Source organism: Moraxella sp. CTOTU48841 (assembly GCF_032061225.1).
Lineage (GTDB): Bacteria > Pseudomonadota > Gammaproteobacteria > Pseudomonadales > Moraxellaceae > Faucicola > Faucicola cinerea.
Map to the genome: position 1 here is coordinate 304,137 of NZ_DAMBFQ010000001.1, position 21,184 is coordinate 325,320.

The window sequence follows — 21,184 nt, forward strand, 5'->3', positions numbered from 1 at the left end:
AAATAGTTAATGGATAATTGAGCATCGGATAAGTAAACTTAGAAGAAATTTCACATAAGCTTGCGGTTTTAGGAATAATAAAAAATGGCAAACTGGTATCGTAAGTTTATTTTATTATTTAAAAGTGAAAAACGCCTTGGGGCGAATCAAATTATTGACCACTATGCCGGGCAAAATATTGAGGCGATGAAAAGTCGTGTGATTGATAGTGATACTTGTTCTATCATTGACACGATTATTCAAGCTCACCCCCATTTATTAGATGATACCCAAGTGGATGAACCGATAGACCCGCTTAAGGACTATGAGCCACGGCGTATTCGCAATTTATACACGCATTTAACCACGTTGCAACGCGAGTTTATAGGACAATCTGAACTTAGTTTTTACCATGCGATACTGATTGTATTATTACGCCGTCGGTTTCAACCTGAAAAAACTTTTCAAATCTTTACCCACCTTTGGCAAACGCAGACTGACTATTTGATGGATAATTTAAGTTTACGGTGGATTGCCTCTACCTGCGATACCTTTATTGATTTTGATCCAAAACCGACTAGAAAGGCAATATTACTCAATATTATTACTTTGATTAATACGGTAAAAGTCTACGAAACCCAGCAGTATCTGTGTCGTTCATCTGCCAGCCTAGATGAGGAAAAATCCGCTATTTTGTACGCGCATCATAAACAGCTGTATGCTGGTTTGACCTATTTTAGGCTAGGTAAGGACGATACACTAAAACATATGCGTGAGCGGTATCAGCATTTTTACGCTGAAGACCCTTTTTCTACCACACTCTTACTCAAGGTGTTTGCTAGATTGCATGACCAACCTAGCGCATTCACCACATTAAAACAACTACATAAGGATGAAAAATCAGCATGGTGGTAGCCAATCATTCTTTGATATTTACCCGATCTACTCAGACAATCGCCCTACATATTGTCAATCCTGCATTTGTGCTACCAAAAGTCTCTGATACGACGGTACATATTTTGGCGTCAGGCCCAAGCATCCAAACCAATGCCATTGACCTGCTTGGTTGTGAGTCGGTTATATTTGTAAATGGCAGTATTAGCCTGACCGAACACTATAAATTTGATAAGATTGTGGCGTATGTCATCACCGACCCACGCTTTATTAAACATAACTGTAGTATTCCGCTGCAGTATTATCAGGGGGGTTATCCGCTGTATATCAGTGCTTTAGTGGCAGAACAACTATGGCAAGATGCGCCCGATTTTTTAGTTCAATATGCTGACCATATCTATATCATCTATCCAGTCGATAGACCGATTGATGATAGTTTGATTGCCCTTCAGCAAACTAGCCTTTTAGGCAAAATAGCTGTCACACTCAATAAACGTACCCGACTAAAACACCTAAAACATAGCCCTTACCATAGCATCAACAAAAAAATTGGGGTGTCTTGGGATATTCGTTACGGCTTTGTTGAAGGGGGAACGGTAGCGTTGGTGGCGTTACAGCTTGCCTATTCTCTAGGATTTCAAGTGATACATCTGTATGGCATTGATTTAATCAATAGCCAGCAGCCACGGTTTTATGAAAACCAAGAAAATGCTGCCCCGACCAAACTTGATAAGGCTATCACCCACCGTATCGTACCGTCGTTTGATTGGGTAGCCCACAACTATCAGCAAAAAGGCGTGCAAATTTATAACCACTCGCCCATTTCTAAGGATTTGTTTACATTTATTCCGTATCGGGCAGATTAGAGGTCACGAATCGCTCAATGTATTGATTAGCGATATTTTTGGGTAAAAATCGCTCATCAAACGGTACGGCAAACGCCGATGGATTTGCCATTGCTTGTTCTAATAATTGGGCTAAGGCGTCAATATCATCGACAGGGACAAGATTTTGCCTTGGCAATAACTCACTAGGACCATACGGACAGTCAGTGCTTATCACAGGCGTATCCACGGCTAAGGCTTCGGCAATCACTCGCCCAAAGCCCTCAAATCGGGAACTTAACACTAAGCATTTAGCGTGTTTGATATACGGATAGGGGTTGGATTTAAAGCCAGTAAATACCACCTTGTCGCTAATCCCTAAATCAACCGCAAGCTGTTTGGTTTCTGCCATCAGCTTGCCTTGACCCACCAAATACAGCGGATAGCGTTGCGAGGTTTTGGCATAGGCTTTTAGCAGAATATCATGCGCTTTTTGGTACTTGAAGCTGCCCACATGCACAATAAACTCCGCAATCTCTAGCGGGTATGCCTCTGCCATTGCCTCAATAAGCTTGTTATCAATCGGGTTATAAATCGTGGTAATATTCGTCAGTCCTAAGGTCGCCTTAAAATCCACCGCCACCCCTTCACTAATCGCCACACAAGGCTGTGCATGATAGGTTGTCTTTAGCTGTGCTATATCCATAGGCTTGTTGCGAGCTTGGGCTAATTTCAGTTCTTGAGAAAGGGTATTACGAATCACATGAATGACATTGGGTAATTGGCTATAGCTTAATACCTTGTCCGCCCGTTCCAAATTTGCAATCGTCAAACATGGCTGACCAATATGCGTTAAAATATAGTTATCTAAATGTTTGGCAAATTGTTGGTAACGCACCCTATCACTGGGGATTAGTTTAAACCACTTAAAGTTGACAATATGAAAATCAATATGTGGGCTAAGCTCATATTCTGTCGTGGCTTTAAATCGGATGACATGGACTTTATAGCCCAGTTGATAAAAGCCTTCCGCGAGCGTCAATACTGACTTTTCTGCCCCGCCCCCTTGCAAGCAGTTGATAACCAACACAATGATATTTGGGGGGTTGCAGCTCACAAGTGGCTCCTTAGGTTTATTCAAAGGTAAGGTTGGTCATATATAGCGGGCGTGTCGCACGCAGGACTTCACGTTTGATTTTTTGTAGCCCTGTCAAAGGTCGTTTAATTTCTCGGCTTCTGGTTGCCTGTAGGCTACTTGCCAAAGCAACTTGCGGTAATAGATGATGCTCCTGAATCACAATCGCAGGCACAAGCTGATATACAGGCAGGGCTTTGGGGTATTTCCCCACATCAAATAGCATCACATCGACTGCCTCAAGCTGGGGTAGGTTTCTGATATATTGTAATAGATACTGACAAGCGCGATGGGATAGCAGATAGCCTGCCCCACCTAAATGGCGAGACTTTAATTCATAAATCGTCCGTTTACTCTGAGGTAAGACTATCGGATGAGCCAAATGCACCCTTGGGCTTACCTTTTCTAATTTTAAAATATCGATAGCTTGGCTTTGAAAAACATCAGTTTGACGGATCAACTGCTCGAACTGCTGACCTAAAAAAACATCATCCTCATAAATACCGATATAATCAAGATTTTCATCCACACAGCGTTGCCACAGGCTAGCATGACTTAAAAAACAGGCAATTTCGGTGTCACTAGATACCGACTTTGTGATATCAATCGCCAGTCGCTGAGCGACTTGGGTATTTTCATCCGGGGTGACCGCCGAAAAAAAAGTAAAAGGTATGTGCTGCTTAGCAAACTCTTGTTGGATATGGCTGTGCCGCTTGCTATGATGAGCGAGACTAATCACATAATTTTTTAGCATCACTTTTCTCGCTTGGACTTATTCATAATTAACCCCCATAAATGCCAAATACTGACGGGCAACATTTTGCGGCAAAAAAGCTTCGTTAAATGGCACGTTAAACTGGCTAGAATGGCTCATTAATTGGTTGATTTTTTCAGTTAACGCAGGGATATCTGCCACTGCCACCAAATTCTGCGGCGGCAAAATCTCACTAGGTCCTGACGGACAATCGGTGCTAATCGCAGGCACGCCCAATGCCAATGACTCTGCCAATACCAATGCAAAGCCCTCAAAATGCGAGGATAACACAAACCCTGTGGCGTGCTTTAGCAATGGGTAAGGATTCTTTTGAAACCCAGTTAAAATCACTTTATCTTGCAAGTTTAACGCGATAATGTTTTGTTCAATTTGCGCTTGCAGACTACCCTTACCCACCAATACCAAGGGCAATGTCTGTGCCGAATTGGCATAAGCTTGCAATAAAATTTCATGCCCTTTTTGGGCTTTAAAACTGCCCACATGAATAAGATAGCCCTGTCGGGTAATGGCGGGTAAATCTGGGTTAGCTACCTCAGCTAACACACGGATGTTATCACGGTCGATGGGGTTATAAATCGTGGTGGTTTTGGTCGGTTCACCAAATTGATAGACAAAATCTTGCTCTACCCCACCACTTACACAAATAGCAGGATACTTGGTATAAATTCGTTGAAAGTAAGAAAGCTGCTTGGGCGGCAAGGTAGCAAGTTTTAATTTTTCACTGAGCTGATTATGGATGACATACGCCACCTTTTTTTGCCTTGAATAATAAAATACCTCATGTTCACGGTACAAGTTCACGAATATTGCCACAGGCTGACCAATATGTTTATTGATATAGCCATCAACTGCCCGAGCAAAAAAGAAATACCGAATTTTACCTTTCGGAAAGCGTCGATAATTGCGAAAAGGAATAAGATGATAGATTAAATTTTCGCTTAATGTATGTTCGACAATCGGGTCAAATCGGACAATATGCACCTCAAAGCCCATCTGGTAAAAGGCTTCCCCCAAGGTCAAAACAAATTTTTCTGCCCCACCGCCTTGCAGTGAATTAATCACTAATACGATTTTTTGTGACTGAACCAATGCCATTTAACACTCTATTGACTATTTAAACCAACGACTCAATAAAGAAGGTTTTTTCGCAGGGCGAGTGACCGCATTACCCTTGTAACCTTTTTTATAAGTTCTTTTTGGAAACTCGCCAAACGGCGTAGTGCGATAGTTTTCAATACTATAGCCCGCTTGTATTGCCTCTTGATAATAGATATCGAAAAGCTCAACCAAATCTTGACGAGGGTGCGGCAAAATCTGCCCATCAAACCAATGCGTTTTGCCCTCGGCTTGTAAGCGCGGTAAGGAATATTTATGGCTAAACTGCGTTCCCATGTCCGAATAATGCAAAATCCGAATATCCTCAATCGCTAAATCTTCGCCATCCACACAATTAAAGCTGTCTTGGTAGATCTGTATGAGTTGCGGATTGGCTTTAAATTTTACCATCATTTTGCTATGGCTCTCAGGATCGGCTTGTAGCTGGGCGACAGGCTCAAGATAATCCTTGGCTTTTTGGCAATCCCACACGCAGGTGCACAGTCGCATCAAATCGCCATCGCCTTTAGCCGCAAGAATCGCCTCATCAGATATTGGGTGCTGCCACAATTTAGCGATATCGTCCAACACTACCATATCGGCATCCATATAAATTGCCCGTCCGCTAAAGCCACAATATTCGGGGATTGCCCAACGAAAGCCCGAAAACGGGGTCGCCCATTTTTCGGTATGCCAGCCCTCACCTGTTTGCGGATTAGAGTACCATACGCTGCTTGGGTCACGGCTTAACTGCATCCAGATAATCTCGACAGGCTCGCTTGTATGTTTGTGCAAGCTATAATCTAGCACCATCATCTGCTCAAGGTCGCTGTTATTAGGGTCACAGCCGATAAAGATTTTGATAGGTTGGTCTAAGTTCGCCATAGTTTATCCTCTATTCTCGCCAATGCGTTGCCACCCAATCAGTCGGCAAAATAAAATGGCGTAAATGCGAAATCGGTTTTTTGATTTTTTCAGCAGTGAATAACTGCCCTAAATGTTCTTTAGCATTATCGGCAGAATTTTTGTTGTATTGTCCTGCAATCGCATTTTGCGGATACAAATCCCCAGGGAAAATAATAATGCGTGCATCATGAGGCAGTTTTGGTGGGATAAAATAATTTAGCGGAAATGGCTGACGGCATTTGCGGCGAAAATGCACCACCCACTCTTTGGGAAAAAGCTTAACCCCACCAGGGGCATTGCGAGTGACAAAACGCTGCTCAAAGCGATATTTATCCGCCACGCCTTGTGGATCGGCACGGAATTTTTCTAGCAAACTAACCAAACTACCGACTTTAAAGCGAAAACACGAGGTTTGACCTAGCTTCTCTAAAGGGTTACTTGGGTTATAAGATAACACCGTCTGATCGTCATCGCCAAAACTAAAAAAGTCGTCAAGGCTACCCACTACGACTACATCAAGATCTAAAAACAATACCGTTCCTGTGACATTGCCAAGCTGTGCATTCCAAAGCCGTGACTTTGGCCATTTACCAAGGGTATTGGTAGGCATCACAATATCGCTGGGCGGCAAATCCTGACATTCTACTTCAGGACGAATACCATCGGTATTGTCGGTAAAGCAGACAAAGCGAAACGGCGGGGTGATATTACGGCTTACCATTCCATAGAGTTTATTAACGTAATCTGCGCCATATTTGGTGCCCCATTTGATACAAATAATTTGTTTAAGCGGGGTGGTTGCACTCGATGTTGTCATGTCACTTCCAAAGTACCGATAATTTTTCAAAAAATAAGGATAGTCATTTTAACATAACTATCCTTTTATTTTCACTTATCTACTTATTTTCACTTATCTACAATTTTACCGATTATTCATCCACGTAGCTGAGCCAATGCGCATATTTATCATTTTTGCCTTGTACCACGTCAAAAAATAGACTTTGCAGTTTTTCGGTGATTTTACCACGCGCGCCGCAGCCAATGACATGGTCATCATATTCACGAATTGGGGTAATCTCGGCGGCAGTACCTGTCATAAAGATTTCGTCCGCGATATAAAACTCATCACGGGTGATTCTACGCTCATGCACTTTGATGCCCAAGTCCTGTGCAAACTGTATCACCGTACGGCGGGTAATGCCGTCCAATGCACCCCCTGACAAATCTGGGGTATGCAGCTCACCGTCTTTGACCAAAAATAAGTTTTCCCCTGAGCCTTGACAAACATAGCCTTGGGTATCCATCAATACCGCTTCATCATAGCCATGACGGGTGACTTCTTGGTTTGACATGATAGATACTGGGTAGTTGCTCACGGCTTTGGCTTTACACATGGTGACGTTTGGATGGTGATGGGTAAAACTTGAGGTTTTTACCCGGATACCTTTTGCCATGCCTTCTTCACCCAGATAAGCACCCCAAACCCAAGCGGCAACGATGGTGTGAATGCTATTATCTTTAGCAGCGATGCCCAATTTCTCAGAACCGACCCAAATCAATGGGCGTAGGTATGCCGATTCAAGGTTATTTTCACGTACCACGGCTTTTTGTGCTTGTAACACTTCTTCATACGAATAGGGCACAGCAAGCTGGAAAATTTTAGCGGAATTTAGCAGGCGCTGGGTATGGTCTTCTAGACGAAAAATCGCCGTGCGTCCATCATGGGTTTTGTAGGCTCGCACCCCCTCAAATACGCCCATCCCGTAGTGCAGTGTATGGGTTAATACGTGGATTTTGGCATCACGCCAGTCTACCATGTTGCCATCCATCCAAATAAAACCATCACGGTCTGCCATGCTGGGAATTGTTGCCATTGATTACTCCTAGTGTTTAGTTTGAGATAAAAAATTTTTTGTTTGAAATAAAAAGTGCTTTTTTTGAAATAAAAATTGATGTTACATCTATTCTGGACGCTGCCCGATTAAACGATGCCATTGCGCATCAACAAAATTACGTAGATCATGCCACTGGGCTTCATCTACCAGTATCGGCTGCTCTGCCAAAGCCAACCGATGCGTCATACTGCGGATGCGAAGATAAGCGTGCGTTAGCTGTTGGCATATTTCGGTTTCGATAACACCTGTTTTGGCAAGCGCTTCAAAGATACGCACATTGTCACTCCAAACGGCCAACGCAGGATAACTATTGGCATACGCCAAGACAGCAAACTGGGCAATAAATTCAATATCAACCAATCCGCCTGCATCTTGTTTCAGATGAAATAACCCTTGCTGCTTGGTATGCGGTTTGCTGCCCAAATGGTCTTGCATCTTATGCCGCATGGTGGATACTTCGATACGGACACTGTCTTTATCACGTGGCAGACACAATACTTCCTTACGAATCTGGTCAAATCGCATCATCACGCGGTTATCACCGCAAATGGCACGAGCGCGAACCAACGCTTGGTGTTCCCACGCCCAAGCTTTGTGCATTTGGTAAAGTTCAAACGCATGGGTAGATACCACCATCATACCTGCTTGACCCGAAGGACGCAGGCGCATGTCAATCTCATAGACACGGCCATCGCGCGTTTGGGTGGTCAAATAATTCATCAGTTTTTGGGCAAGGCGGGCGGCAAACTTCATACCGCTGATGGGTTTTTCACCGAGCGTCTGTGCTTCTTCATCAATGTCATGAATGAACACAAGATCAAGATCTGAGCTATAACTCATCTCAAGCCCGCCAAGCTTACCATAACCGATAATCGCAAAGCCATTATGCGCTTCACTCACAGGCTCGCCTTGGGCATTGACAGGATAGCCATGTTTTTTTACCAATTCACCAAATACCCGTTGCAACGCTTTTTCAAGCACCACTTCAGCGATAAAGGTGAGTGAATCAGAGACTTTCATCAACGGTCTATCCGCCAACACATCACTCGCCGCCACTGCCAAGACTTGGGTTTTTTTGAAAAAACGAAAGGCATTGAGTAGCCCTTCCTCATCATTAGGTTCTACCCGCAACAACTGCTGACGCAAGATGTCACTAAGTTCTGCCTTATCAGGTAAATGACGGTATTTTTCACGGATAAATGAATCTAGCAAAACAGGATAACTTACCAATTCGCTCGCAATCCAAGGACTTGCTGCCAACATGGGAATCAATTTGGCGGCTGCGGTTGGGTTTTCGACAAACATGACCAAATAAATTGACCGACGACTTACCGCCTCTAGCAATGTCAACATTCTAGGTAATGCCACATTGATTGCATCTTCGCTTAAACCGGAATGTAACAACCCATTGATTAGAATCGGATAGGCGGCATTTAAGCGAGTCTTGGCTTCTTCACTGAGTCCTGTGATGAGTTTACTTTGCCAAAACTGGCTTAATTTATCTTTATTGTCAGGGCTTAATTTTTGCTCAAGCTCAGATAAATTGTGCTGATGATCCACTTGTAGCTGTTCATCAGACTGTTGGCGATCACTGACCAGCTCGTCAAAAGGCACTTTTACGGTTTGGCGGTATTCATTGAGTTTGGCTAACAATGCCGCCCAATCAGCAAACCCCAATACTTGGGCAAGCTGATGTCGCTGCATGGCGTCTTGTGGCAGTCGCTGGGTTTGTTCATCATTGATGGCTTGGATACCATGCTCTAATCTGCGTAAAAAACGATAGGCTTGTGCCAATTGCTCATGGGTCACAGCATCGATAAAGCCATGTTTTTCCAATTGGCTCATCGCTTGTAGGCAGTTTTTTACTTTGATATCACTGACACGCCCGCCATAAATCAACTGAAATGACTGCACGATAAACTCAATATCACGGATACCACCCGCCCCAAGCTTGACATTGTCGGTATCTTGACGTTGTTCGACTTGGTTTTGAATCAGCGATTTCATCTCACGCAGTGCGGCAAAGGCACTATAATCAACATAATAACGAAATACAAACGGCTTGATAAGGGCTTTTAAGCTATCGCTAAAGGTGACAGGGTTGACGATTCTGGCTTTTAGCCAAGCAAATCGCTCCCACGCCCGTCCATGTTGGGCAAAATATTTTTCCAGTGCCGATAAATGAATTGCCAAATCACTGCCATCACCCCAAGGACGAAGGCGCATATCAATGCGAAATACAAAACCATCTTGGGTGTTTTTATCAAGCAGATTGATGATGCCTTGACCCCATTTGGTAAAAAATTTCTTGTTGTCGATGGATTTAGCAGCTTTTGACCCTGGTTGTTTTAACGGGTCAACCACCGTCTCACCTTGCCCCTGATGGACAAAAATCAAATCGATATCGCTTGATAAGTTGAGCTCTTCTGCCCCCATTTTACCCATGGCGATGATGGCTAAATCATCCTTGTGCGGTTTATTTTTTTCATCAAAAAAATACGGCTCGCCATAGCGACTGATTAAATCTTGATACACATAGTCTTTGGCAAAAATGAGACAATAATCAGCAAATTTTGACAACTCCCATGTCAGCTGCTCTAGGCTAATCAGATTTAATGCATCTTGCCAAATCCAGCGCACCATCAACAAATTGCGTAGATGACGCAGCCCCCGCATCACGCTTGCTTCATCCGCCAATTGGTAATCTTCATCAAGCGTATAATCGCGTATTAAATCTTTGATATGTTGGACATCGAGCGTTTGGGTAAGCGGATAGCTTTTTAAAAAGCTTTGTGCAACGTTTGTTTTAGTCTGCCAATACTGATAGCCAAAATTACTAGCTTGCTGTAATACAGCGATTTGTTCTATCGTTGGTAAGAGTTGCGGCATTCTAATTTCCGTGTGGCAAATAAATAAACAGACTAAATAAACAGACCTATCTCATCGTAGTATATAAAAGTACTAAGCATTCACGCTTGCGTATCGATACAATCAGACTTGTCCAATCAAGTTTGTACAATTAAGCCAAGTTTGTACCATCAAGCGGGATATTTTGCAAATAGCATGGATTAAGCGCAGTTGATACAGGGTATTTTGCTCAACCTTACATTGCTTAAAGTTATCCTTATAGCCTAGCACAAACCGCTATTGTTGCAAATTTTTTTAGCACACAAACCTATAAATACTCGTTTGCGCGTAGCAAAATGTTTGTCATAGAAATAAAAACGTAAAAAATATTGGTAGTTATCAGATTTTCATATATGATGAAAAAAAACAAGGAAGTAAAAGTCAATAAATTTATGTGAATATTCGGTCTATAGTTTTTTTTGACCCTGATATCAATCGCGTGTGACTGATTTTTGAGCCGCATGTTCCATTGTAAAAAAACCAACACATTTATATTATAAACTATTTAAATCATTGAATTTTTTTATCAAAACCAACAATCACAACAAACAATCACAACAAACAAGGAGCGTACTGTGATGACAACCGACAACCCAACTGCAAACAAAAAAATTGCCCTCGTAACAGGTGCGCTAGGTGGTATTGGCACTGCTATTTGTCATGCGCTAATCCAAGCTGGCTATCACATCATTGCAACCTACACCCATAAAGCGGATAGCACTGTCAACCGCGGCGAAGCTTGGTTAAAAGAAGAAGGCATGAATGCCAGCGATTTCACCTTTGTTGAAACGAATCTCACCGACCATGAAGCAGCCACCAAAGCCATTCTTGATGCAATTGAAAAAGCAGGTCAAATTGATGTGTTGGTAAATAACGCAGGTATCACCCGTGATACGACTTTCAAAAAAATGACTTATGAGCAATGGTCAGAGGTAATTGATACCAACTTAAAATCACTATTCACGGTCACCCAACCTGTTTTTAACAAAATGCTTGAGCAAAAATCTGGGCGTATTGTGAGTATCAGCTCAATCAATGGCTTAAAAGGTCAGTTTGGGCAAACCAACTACTCAGCCACCAAGGCGGGTATTATCGGCTTTAGTAAAGCGTTGGCACAAGAAGGCGCTAAATCTGGGGTGACCGTTAACGTGGTTGCACCGGGTTATACAGGTACTAAAATGGTGATGGCGGTGCCTGAAAAAGTGATGGAAAGTATCAAAGCAGGCATTCCAATGGGTCGTATCGCCCAACCGGAAGAGATTGCTGCTGCCGTGATGTATTTGGTCAGCGATGGCGCTGCTTATATCACAGGTGAGACCATCAACGTAAACGGCGGTCAATACATGCACTAATGAGCCTGCCATCAAGCTTGCCATTATCGTTTATAAACTAAATCGGTTATGAACTAAAAAAGACCAGTCATCGCGACTTGGTCTTTTTTGTTGAATGACAACATTGCTGACAACCGTTAACTTACTGGCAACTTACTTGGCTGTCAATTTTTTTACACCATCTGCCGTTGCCATCAGCAAGATATCAGCGCGCTGTGCGCTAAATAGCCCATTACACACCACCCCAACGATATTGTTTAACTTTGCTTCAAACGCTGCTACCTTCTCACTGTCCAAGCCGATATCTAAGCCATAAACATCCAAAATTAAATTGCCATAATCGGTGACAAACCCTTCACGGTAGACCGGCTCACCGCCAAGCTGCACTAACTCACGCGCTACATATGAGCGCGCTTGCGGCAACACTTCAATCGGTAGTGGAAAGCCAACGCCTAATTGCTGCACCCATTTACTTTCATCAACCATGCAAATAAACTGCTTAGAAGCAGCGGCAACAATTTTTTCACGGGTTAAAGCGCCACCACCGCCTTTGACTAGCTGTAAGTGCTCGTTCACTTCATCGGCACCATCAATATATAAGTCTAACTCACCCGTGAAATTTAAATCCATCACCTCAATACCGAGCGCTTTGAGCTTATCTTCGGTGACCTTTGAGCTTGCCACAGCGCCCTTTAGGTTAACTTTTGGCAATAATTCAATGAGGCAGTTGACTGTACTGCCCGTCCCCACGCCCAAAATCATGCCTGATTCGATATATTTTAACGCGTCTGCTGCCACGGCTTGTTTTTGTTGTTGTTGCGTGCTTGCATTCATCGTACTCATAGACCCAGCCTTGTTAGGAAATTATCAAAAAAACAGATAGAAAACTTAATGCTATCAATTACCCAACTTATTTTACCGTAAAAGCACTTGCAAGCTAAACCCTAAAGTCCTAATCTAATCACTTATTTTTTACTTCTCTAACGATTTGCTTTGTTTTGGTTATGAAAGCACATAGAGGGTAAAAATAAATCTCCAAACGTATTTTTCAAACTTAGGTCATTATTATGTTATCAGATTGGGTACGCCTTATCCTTCAAGCGACCGTGTATGATGCTGCTATTCAAACGCCGCTTGAACCCGCCAAAAAACTCAGTGAACGGTTTAACAACGATATTCGTTTTAAACGTGAAGATTTTCAGCCAGTGTTTTCTTTCAAGCTGCGGGGTGCCTACAATCGAATTAGCCAGTTGAGCGAAGCAGACAAAGCCAAAGGCGTGATTTGTGCCTCTGCCGGCAACCACGCGCAAGGTGTCGCCTTCTCGGCTAGCCGCTTGGGACTCAATAACATTATCGTGATGCCGACCACCACCCCCGATATCAAAGTCAGTGCCGTCAAGTCCTTGGGCGGCAATGTGGTGCTATATGGCGATAGTTTTGATGAATCAAACCGCTATGCCATTGAACGCGCCCAAACCGATGGCTTGACCTTTATTCCGCCGTATGACGATGAACTGGTCATCGCAGGTCAAGGTACCATTGCCATGGAACTAGTACAACAATGGCGTAAAATGGAATATGTGTTTGTTGCGGTTGGTGGCGGTGGCTTAATTTCAGGTGTCGCGGCGTTTTTGGGGGAAGTTGCACCGCATGTCAAAGTCGTGGCAGTCGAGCCAGAAGAAGCAGCGTGTCTCAAAGTCGCGCTTGATACCGGTGAACGCAAGCGCTTACCCCAAGTGGGGTTGTTCGTCGATGGGGTGGCAGTCGCCCAGCTGGGTGAAATACCGTTTGACGTCTGCCGTATGCCAAAAAGCGATAACTCAGGTCCCGTGGTCGAGCCTGATGTGGTCACTTGTAGCAATGACGAAGTGTGTGCGGCGATTAAAGACGTGTATGATGAAACCCGCACCATCGTCGAGCCTGCAGGCGCGCTTGCTGTCGCAGGTATGAAAAAATACATCGAAGATCATAATCTACAGGGCAAAAACTGTGTAGCGATTTTATGTGGTGCCAACATGAATTTTGACCGGTTACGCTATATCGCTGAACGTACCGAAATTGGTGAGAAAAAAGAAGCGATTTTTGGGGTGACCATTCCTGAGCGCACAGGCGCCTTCTTGGATTTTTGCCGCTCACTCAAAGGCCGCAACATCACCGAATTTAACTACCGCATCAACACCAACCCCAACTACGCCCATCACGCTGCCAATATTTTTGTCGGTATCGCCCTCAAAGAAGGGGAAAAAGAGCGCAAAGCAATCCACCAGTTACTCAATGAAGCCGATGATGCCGCGATTGATTTAACCGATGATGAAGTTGCCAAGACCCATATTCGCTATTTAATCGGTGGGCACGCGGGATTAAAAGACGAGCAACTATTTCGCATTGAATTTCCCGAGCGTCCTGGCGCGCTGCTCAACTTCCTTGAAAAATTGGGCTCACAGTTTAATATTTCTTTATTCCATTATCGCAATCATGGGGCGGCTGAAGGGCGTATCTTAGCGGGCATTCAAATGGGTGAGCAAACCGCCGAGCAATTACTTGCCAAGCTGCAAGACATTGGCTATGAGTGCGAAAACCTCACCGATAACTTGGGTTATCGCTTATTTTTACAATAATTTTTAATGGTTTGGATAAAAAAGGTGTCATCGTGGCGCCTTTTTTTGTGCCAAGTTTTTTATGCCAAGGTATGCACAAAATTCGCTAAATTTCAGCACGGTACATAGCAAAAATAGCCATTTTCTGCTAATCTCAATACTTAAAACTTGATAATTTACCTGATAGTTTCACTGATAAATTAATTAAAAAATTCTGCTATAAGACAACCACTATGTCATCAAAAAAACGTTTTTTAAAACTTGCCGGTATGACTGCCAGTATCGCAGGGAAAGCAGCTAAAAATTCTATTAAGTCTTTTGCAGGCTCTGAAGAAGATAAACTCACAGCCCGTAGCGAAATGCTGCAAACCGTAGGGCTGCAAATCGCCGACACCTTAGGCGAAATGAAAGGCGCGGTGATGAAAGTGGGTCAAATTGCCTCGCAGTATAAAGATGTGTTCCCGCCTGAAGTCTCAAAAGCGCTGGAGAAATTACAAAAAGACGCGCCGCCCATGCCGTTTGCCGTCATCAAACAGCAGGTTGAAAAAGAATTGGGGCAACCGATTGAGGCGTTATTTGCCCAGTTTGATCAATCACCTTTTGCGGCAGCCTCTATCGGTCAAGTCCATAAAGCGGTGTTGCCAACCGGTGAAGCGGTCGTGGTCAAAGTGCAATACCCCGATGTTGATACCAGTATCGATAGTGACTTAAAACACGTTCGCTTAGCGCTTAAGATAACTGGCGTGCTCAATATGGATAAAACTTTGCAAGATAAAATTTTTGCAGAAATCCGTGATAGCCTGTATGACGAGCTTGACTACAGCAAAGAAGCCCATAATTTGGCAATTTTTGGCAGTTTTCACAGTGATGATGATGGGCTGATTATTCCCAAAGTTTTTCATAGCCATTCGACCAAACGTATTTTAACCCTATCACAAGAACTGGGTGAAAAGCTCGAAGTGGCTGCCACTTGGGACAATGACACCAAACAAAAAATCGCCACTCGCCTATTTGATTTTAGTGCCGGTCAATTGTTCAAACTGTATCGTCTGCATTGTGACCCCCATCCAGGTAACTTTGCGTTTCGCCCTGATGGCTCGGTCATTGCCTATGACTTTGGTGGTATCAAATCTTACAGTCATGACGAAGTTGCGTTATTCAAACGCTTTGCCATTCATTGCCTGAGCGGCGATGTGACAGCGCTTGAGCAAGATTTGGTCAGCATTGGCATCAAAAAAGACAATGATGAACCACTGCCCACAGACTTTTATAACGATTGGTTGCAGATTGGTTTGACCCCGTATGGTTTTACCCAGTTGTTTGATTTATCCAAACATGCGCCTTATGACTTTGCCACCAGCCAGACCCATTTTCAAGCGATTGCCAAAGCAAAAGAGTCGCTTAAATACTGGCAAAGCTTTCAACCTGCCCCACTTACTATGATGCTTGATCGAACTATTTCTGGACAGTACTGGAACTTGGTAAATTTAAAGGTAAAAATTGATTTAAGTGAGTTGATACACCGCTATATTGATTTGCCGACATTGCCACGACCTGACAACTCGCCTCGCCCTTAGGTTTGATTTTAACTTTCAATAACATTTCCTGTGATGACATAGGTGCAACCCCCTATCAAAAATCGGGGTTGCTCGTTTATAATAGCGCACGCAAAATTTTGAAAATCAGATTGTTACGTTAGATAGTTAGATAAAGGATACACTCATGGCCGGACATTCCAAGTGGGCAAACATCAAACACCGTAAAGCCAAACAAGATGCGGCAAAAGGTAAAATCTTTACCAAAATCATTCGTGAGCTGGTCTCTGCTGCCAAACAAGGCGACCCAGACCCAGCGAGTAACCCGCGTTTGCGTGCGGCGGTGGAAAAAGCCAACTCAGTTAATATGACCAAAGACACTGTAAAACGGGCGATTGAACGTGGTGCAGGCGGCGGTGACAATGATAACATGCAAGAAATCACCTATGAAGGCTATGGCTTGGGCGGTGTTGCGGTGATTGTCGAGACCATGACGGATAACCTCAACCGTACCGTTGGCGAAGTGCGTCATGCTTTTAGCAAAAATGGTGGCAATTTGGGTACATCAGGCTCAGTGGCTTATATGTTTAGCAAACGCGGTGAGATTACCTTTGATGATGTGTCGCTAGAAGACACCATCATGGAAGTCGCGCTTGAAGCAGGGGCAACCGATATTGAAAATAACGGTGATAGTATCACCGTGGTCACTGAGCCAGAGAATTTCGGTGACGTGATGGATGCCTTAGAAAAAGCCGGTTTAAAATCCGACAACGCAGAAGTGACCATGTCCCCTTCAACCATGGCGGATGTCACTGATGTTGAAGATGCTAAAAAAATCATGAAAATGATTGATATGCTAGAAGATTTAGATGATGTACAAGAAGTCTATACCAATGTCAACTTTACTGATGATGTGATGGAACAGCTCGATGATTAAATGAAATTTTTCAGCATAGAAAAGGCTAAATGTACATTTAGCCTTTTTTATTGAGCAATTTGTAGCAGTGTCGTGGTGGGATATAAGGTTAAAAATACTCGATTAAATTCACTACCGTGGTGCAAGGCTTCACTTGTATCAAAAGTTAATACGCCCTTTTCTTGCTGTTCATTGGTATGAATCAATAACCACACTTCATCCAACGCTCTTTTTTTGTGGTACGCTTGGACTTTATGCGCTTTTTTGCTCATCACCGCATCAATATCACTTTGATTGATGTAGGAATCAATCGGTAAATCTTCATTTTCATCTGCCATATCCGTAAAAAACGCACTGGGTAACCAACGCATGGTTTTGGCAATACCGTTTTGTAATTTACTACTGAGCGTAGGATGTGGCCAATCACTCGATGGCTCGATAAATTGCTGCGACACATTGACAATCTTTCGGTTATCAATCTTTTGCCAATTGGCCCAATTAGCCCAATTGGCTTTGGTACCTACTATCTCGCCCGCACCATTAAACTGTGTTGGTGTCAATTTGGTTGACACCTGTAGTAGCGACTGCCAGTACCAACGTTTTAGCATTAAATTGTCATTACCAAGTCCATCGCGTAGTCTTGGCAACGTGGTTAATTCGATGCCAATTGCGTATTCACCTTTGTCACAATAAAAAATACAGGTAAAATCAGGCTCATTACCATCATCCGTACCTGAGATGGTTTTGGCAGGATGTAAATGCAGCATGGCTAAAAAATGCGCCAAATACACCCATTCACGCTGGCGTTTGAGCTGATTTTGTGACATCCGCATGATGCTTGGCGAATTTTTTTTATTCCCTGTCATCCATTAATTACCTGTAGCTTATTCAATTTACCCAGTCTATTGTTTTATGAATATAATTTTATCAAAATAATTTTAACCACTTTAACACGTTAACTTATCAGCTCAATACGTCAAATGCATGACGATAATTTGGACGGTTTTAGGTTGCTGTGTGTGTTTTTAGTAATTTACCTAATTATTATGACGTTTAGCCTTGTATTTTAAGCTACTAACCTTATATAATTCACAGTTCATTTGGGGATGTTCTGGCTTCGACGCTGGTAATGAAACTCAATGATGCATGTCGAGTGAGTATGTCCACTCGTAAATAAAATATACATTTTAAACTAGTCGCAAACGACGAAACTTACGCTCTAGCAGCCTAAGGGCTGCTTGGGACGGCACAGATTGCCATTGGTCTGGTTGCTCTCCTTGAAGCGAACGCACGATGGATAGCTTAAATTGTTGTCTCGCCAATTTGAGCAAAACTTAAGAGGCTCGTGGTTGGCATCCTGACTGTCGGTTCGCCAACCATTAAAGCCATAGACAGAATCTAAACATGTAGAGTCATGGGCGTAGTGCTGGCGGACGCGGGTTCAACTCCCGCCATCTCCACCAATTACCTAAAAACACATTGCAACACAACGCAATACATCAACTAAAAAGGCTTAAACTTCAATAGTTTAGGCTTTTTTTATGCCTATTATTTGCTATGTTGGCATACCTATAGTAAACTCATTTTTGTATATCTATATGTATATCTAGCTGTTAGATAAAACGGATATACAAGTTCGACTTTCAGATATACAAGTTCGATTTTGAGATATACAAATGAAACGCCAAGATATCAAAAAAAGACCACTATCAGATACCGTTATTGCTAACCTAGAAGCCGAAGCAACGCTTTACCGTGAAAAGGATAGTCAAAACTTATATTTACAGGTCAAGCCGACAGGGGCAAAAAGCTGGGTGATGCGCTACAAAAAGTCTAGCGGTCAATGGGGCTGGCATGGTTTAGGCGCATATCCGCTTGTAACTGGCGCAGTCGCTAGAAAGAAGTATCAAGATAAACTTTTAGAGCTTGCCAGTGGTGCAGATGTTTTGACAGTGAAGCAGCTTGACCCAAACGCTAAAACCTTTCAGACGGTTGCGCTTGAATGGTATAACGAGCCATCAATCCAAAAACTAGACGATAGCACCAAAACAAAATATTTAGGTATTTTAGAAAAACATATATTCCCAACTATGGGTAATAAAGATATTTCAACAATCAGCCGTCAAGTTTGGCTTACCTTTTTTCGCGAGCTACAACAAACGGTCAATCCTAAAACTGGTAAACCTATCATTGAGCAATCTAACCGCGCGTTACAAGTCTGTGACCGCATTTACCGCTTTGCTATTACTGAAAGTATCGCAGGCGTTACCGCAAACCCATTAGACCACTTGCACGAGCGATTAGACAAACACGAAAGCCAAGTGATGCCGCACGTTAGTGAAAATGAACTCCCTACCCTATTAAAAGACATTGCCACTATTCCAAGCGATATTACACGCTTAGGCATACAGTTATTAAGCCATTTATTTTTGCGCCCCAACGAAGTGCTAGACGGTAAGTGGTGCGAGATTGATTTAGATGCCCGACTTTGGGAGATACCAGCCGAGCGCATGAAAAAGCGCAGAACGCACCTTGTACCTTTATCCGACCAAGTTATAGCGATGCTAACAGAACTTAAGGCAATCACTGGCTATGATGAAATGCTATTCCCTAGCCGCTCAAACGGTAAAGACCGTCACGCACGATTTAGACAAGCGTTAAAGCGTAAAGGTTATGACGGCAAACAGACGCTACACGGTTTTAGACATATTGCTAGTACCAAGTTCAATAACTTCACCGATGATGACGGCAAGAAATTTGATGAGCGCGTGATTGAATTTGCCTTGTCGCACAAAGTCGCTGGGGTAAAAGGCGTTTATAACAAAGCCGAATATTTAGACGATAGAACAAAGTTAAATCAGTGGTATTCAGACTGGTTAGACAGTTTAGTGAGTAAATGATGCAGTAATAACCGTTTTGCAAGGCTAGGAGTAATTACCCGAACGGCAGGCAGTCGCACCAAGCCAGCCAACGCCTTGCACCCTTCTTGAATGGTGCGTATGGTGCGAATGATGTTCGATGATATCAATACAGATTTTCATTCTGGAATTAGTAGAGATATTAGAATTAGTTACTGGCTTGATTGGTTAGGATTTTTTCAACAAGGAATAGATAGCATTGAAGCAACGGAATTTGTTTTTTTCTTTAAAGAAGAAATGCAAAAAAAGATAGAATTTTTAATTTTATATAAGAAGGACTACCAAAGCACAAGGATAGCATACTATGATTTTTACAATTCAGAATTTGATAGATTTAAAAAATCAAAAAACTTGCCAATAACTAGATATAAATTAGACACTATTATAAAGGCAGTCATCTATATTGAACTTGCATACAAAGCATTTCAAGAAAATCAATTCTATATATCTTTAGAATTTTATCAGAATTATACTTTCGTTAAAGGTCAAATCATTGTATATGAAGGTTTTTCAAATGATGAAGTAAAAGAAAAAGGTTGGCGCAGAAGTGACAGAGCAGACAACGTACATAAAAATAATATTAAGTCTGAAGGCATAGAATTAGCTAAAGAAATTGTTATTGTTGATTCAGAAAAACAGAATATTTTAACGCTGTTAGATATCGGCGAAATCATTCACGATTATCTATCCTATCTATATCCAAACGAAAAAATATCAGATGCAAATCAAATACGAAAGGAATGGCTAAAAGGTATCAAAGCTGGCAAAAAAGGCAGACCTAAAGGCAACATCGACAAAAGGGATTACAAGTTAGAAATCTTTGAAACTTTAAAAGAATTAAAAAAATAATTGTCGTTACGCCGTACGACAATTTTTCAGTATTTTATATATCACTATCATAACTCCCAAGCTATGTATTTACTTATGTAGCGGTTTTTTGTCAAATCAGAAAATGGGAGTTATTACTCTATGACTTTAGAACCTATCCGCATCACCCAAAAGCAGGCTTGTGAACTGCTATCAATCAGTCGCGAAGCAATCCGCAAACTTATCCAAACTGACCCTACATTCCCAAAACCTTATAAAGCAGGTTCAAGCCGTCAATGCGCTGTTTATTTCGATTACCAGTCGTTAAAGCAATGGCATAACGCACAGATGGGAGTATAGCGACATGACAAAGCGACAAATCAACTTGAGCGCAACCAGTACAGACGACAGCACCAGCCAAGTAAAAGGAATTTTCTATCTTTTAATGACTGGCGCAAAACCAACACCGCTAGACGTATTTAAGTTATTTAATTGTCTTAGCGCAAATCAGCGTTTCAGTGATTTACGGCTGAAATATGGCTTACCACTTCAAAGCCAATATATCAAAACGCCAACAGGCAAAACCGTTAAAGAGCATTGGTTAGACCAAAGCTATATTGATGCCGTTAACGCTGGCATTATCAAACCACCGTTTGAAATGTGAGGTTAT

Annotated in this window: 19 protein-coding genes and 1 other RNA gene; 11 read left to right on the forward strand and 9 right to left on the reverse strand. The window is 42.5% G+C overall.

The annotated features are described in order from the left end of the window. Positions 1-84 precede the first annotated feature (84 nt). Together RT034_RS01275 and RT034_RS01280 are read left to right on the forward strand one after the other, a co-directional pair. Positions 85-894 carry a hypothetical protein gene (locus RT034_RS01275; RefSeq protein WP_313012716.1) on the forward strand — a complete coding sequence of 270 codons (810 nt, stop codon included), beginning with the start codon at positions 85-87 and terminating at the stop codon, positions 892-894. Further along, a complete protein-coding gene (locus RT034_RS01280; RefSeq protein ID WP_313012718.1) occupies positions 885-1,739 on the forward strand; it encodes a hypothetical protein in 855 nt (284 codons plus the stop codon). The genes RT034_RS01275 and RT034_RS01280 overlap by 10 nt, the downstream gene beginning before the upstream one ends. On the opposite strand, the gene RT034_RS01285 is transcribed toward RT034_RS01280, so the two are convergent. The 7 genes from RT034_RS01285 to glnE all read right to left on the reverse strand — a co-directional run bounded on the left by RT034_RS01285 (position 1,717) and on the right by glnE (position 10,392). Beyond that, a complete protein-coding gene (locus RT034_RS01285; RefSeq protein ID WP_313012720.1) occupies positions 1,717-2,814 on the reverse strand; it encodes a glycosyltransferase in 1,098 nt (365 codons plus the stop codon). The two genes, RT034_RS01280 and RT034_RS01285, sit on opposite strands and share 23 nt — an antisense overlap. Positions 2,815-2,830: 16 nt before the next feature. Next, entirely contained in the window at positions 2,831-3,586 is a 756-nt protein-coding gene (locus RT034_RS01290; protein ID WP_313012722.1) for a glycosyltransferase family 25 protein, read from the reverse strand. Positions 3,587-3,604: 18 nt separating this feature from the next. After that, positions 3,605-4,702: a glycosyltransferase gene (locus RT034_RS01295; protein ID WP_313012725.1), complete on the reverse strand. Its 1,098-nt coding sequence runs from the start codon at positions 4,700-4,702 to the stop codon at positions 3,605-3,607. Between the two features lie 15 nt (positions 4,703-4,717). Further along, the gene (locus RT034_RS01300; RefSeq protein WP_313012729.1) at positions 4,718-5,587 is read right to left on the reverse strand and encodes a glycosyltransferase; all 870 of its coding nucleotides are present in this window, start codon (positions 5,585-5,587) and stop codon (positions 4,718-4,720) included. 10 nt (positions 5,588-5,597) lie between these two features. Further along, positions 5,598-6,425, reverse strand: a complete 828-nt coding sequence (locus RT034_RS01305; protein ID WP_036604325.1) for a hypothetical protein — start codon at positions 6,423-6,425, stop codon at positions 5,598-5,600. A 112-nt stretch (positions 6,426-6,537) separates the two neighbouring features. Further along, complete coding sequence (locus RT034_RS01310) at positions 6,538-7,482, reverse strand: branched-chain amino acid transaminase (protein ID WP_313012732.1); 945 nt, start codon at positions 7,480-7,482, stop codon at positions 6,538-6,540. Between the two features lie 87 nt (positions 7,483-7,569). Then, on the reverse strand, positions 7,570-10,392 hold the full coding sequence (gene glnE, locus RT034_RS01315; RefSeq protein ID WP_313012734.1) for a bifunctional [glutamate--ammonia ligase]-adenylyl-L-tyrosine phosphorylase/[glutamate--ammonia-ligase] adenylyltransferase: 2,823 nt from the start codon (positions 10,390-10,392) through the stop codon (positions 7,570-7,572). A 596-nt stretch (positions 10,393-10,988) separates the two neighbouring features. On the opposite strand from glnE, the gene phbB reads away from it, so the two are divergent. Then, positions 10,989-11,762, forward strand: a complete 774-nt coding sequence (gene phbB / locus RT034_RS01320) for an acetoacetyl-CoA reductase (protein ID WP_313012736.1) — start codon at positions 10,989-10,991, stop codon at positions 11,760-11,762. 132 nt (positions 11,763-11,894) lie between these two features. On the opposite strand, the gene rpiA is transcribed toward phbB, so the two are convergent. Then, positions 11,895-12,584 carry a ribose-5-phosphate isomerase RpiA gene (rpiA, locus tag RT034_RS01325; protein WP_309596385.1) on the reverse strand — a complete coding sequence of 230 codons (690 nt, stop codon included), beginning with the start codon at positions 12,582-12,584 and terminating at the stop codon, positions 11,895-11,897. A gap of 224 nt (positions 12,585-12,808) precedes the next feature. Here rpiA and ilvA point away from each other — a divergent pair, with 224 nt between their 5' ends. From ilvA to RT034_RS01340, 3 genes are all read left to right on the forward strand, one after another. Beyond that, positions 12,809-14,359: a threonine ammonia-lyase, biosynthetic gene (gene ilvA, locus RT034_RS01330; protein ID WP_313012740.1), complete on the forward strand. Its 1,551-nt coding sequence runs from the start codon at positions 12,809-12,811 to the stop codon at positions 14,357-14,359. Positions 14,360-14,571: 212 nt separating this feature from the next. Continuing rightward, the gene (locus RT034_RS01335) at positions 14,572-15,915 is read left to right on the forward strand and encodes an ABC1 kinase family protein (protein ID WP_313012743.1); all 1,344 of its coding nucleotides are present in this window, start codon (positions 14,572-14,574) and stop codon (positions 15,913-15,915) included. A gap of 145 nt (positions 15,916-16,060) precedes the next feature. Next, positions 16,061-16,810: a YebC/PmpR family DNA-binding transcriptional regulator gene (locus tag RT034_RS01340; RefSeq protein ID WP_007116874.1), complete on the forward strand. Its 750-nt coding sequence runs from the start codon at positions 16,061-16,063 to the stop codon at positions 16,808-16,810. A 47-nt stretch (positions 16,811-16,857) separates the two neighbouring features. Here RT034_RS01340 and RT034_RS01345 read toward each other — a convergent pair whose 3' ends face one another. Then, on the reverse strand, positions 16,858-17,616 hold the full coding sequence (locus RT034_RS01345) for a hypothetical protein (RefSeq protein ID WP_313012749.1): 759 nt from the start codon (positions 17,614-17,616) through the stop codon (positions 16,858-16,860). A gap of 275 nt (positions 17,617-17,891) precedes the next feature. Between RT034_RS01345 and ssrA the strand changes: the two genes are divergently transcribed. The 5 genes from ssrA to RT034_RS01370 all read left to right on the forward strand — a co-directional run bounded on the left by ssrA (position 17,892) and on the right by RT034_RS01370 (position 21,178). Then, positions 17,892-18,252: a transfer-messenger RNA gene (gene ssrA / locus RT034_RS01350) on the forward strand. A gap of 213 nt (positions 18,253-18,465) precedes the next feature. Continuing rightward, complete coding sequence (locus tag RT034_RS01355) at positions 18,466-19,689, forward strand: tyrosine-type recombinase/integrase (RefSeq protein WP_076774217.1); 1,224 nt, start codon at positions 18,466-18,468, stop codon at positions 19,687-19,689. Positions 19,690-19,800: 111 nt separating this feature from the next. Then, the gene (locus tag RT034_RS01360; RefSeq protein WP_313012755.1) at positions 19,801-20,556 is read left to right on the forward strand and encodes a hypothetical protein; all 756 of its coding nucleotides are present in this window, start codon (positions 19,801-19,803) and stop codon (positions 20,554-20,556) included. Between the two features lie 120 nt (positions 20,557-20,676). After that, positions 20,677-20,874 (forward strand): helix-turn-helix transcriptional regulator, encoded by a 198-nt coding sequence (locus RT034_RS01365; RefSeq protein WP_076774219.1) that lies wholly within the window; start codon positions 20,677-20,679, stop codon positions 20,872-20,874. A gap of 4 nt (positions 20,875-20,878) precedes the next feature. Further along, entirely contained in the window at positions 20,879-21,178 is a 300-nt protein-coding gene (locus tag RT034_RS01370) for a hypothetical protein (RefSeq protein WP_313012759.1), read from the forward strand. The last annotated feature ends 6 nt before the right edge of the window (positions 21,179-21,184 follow it).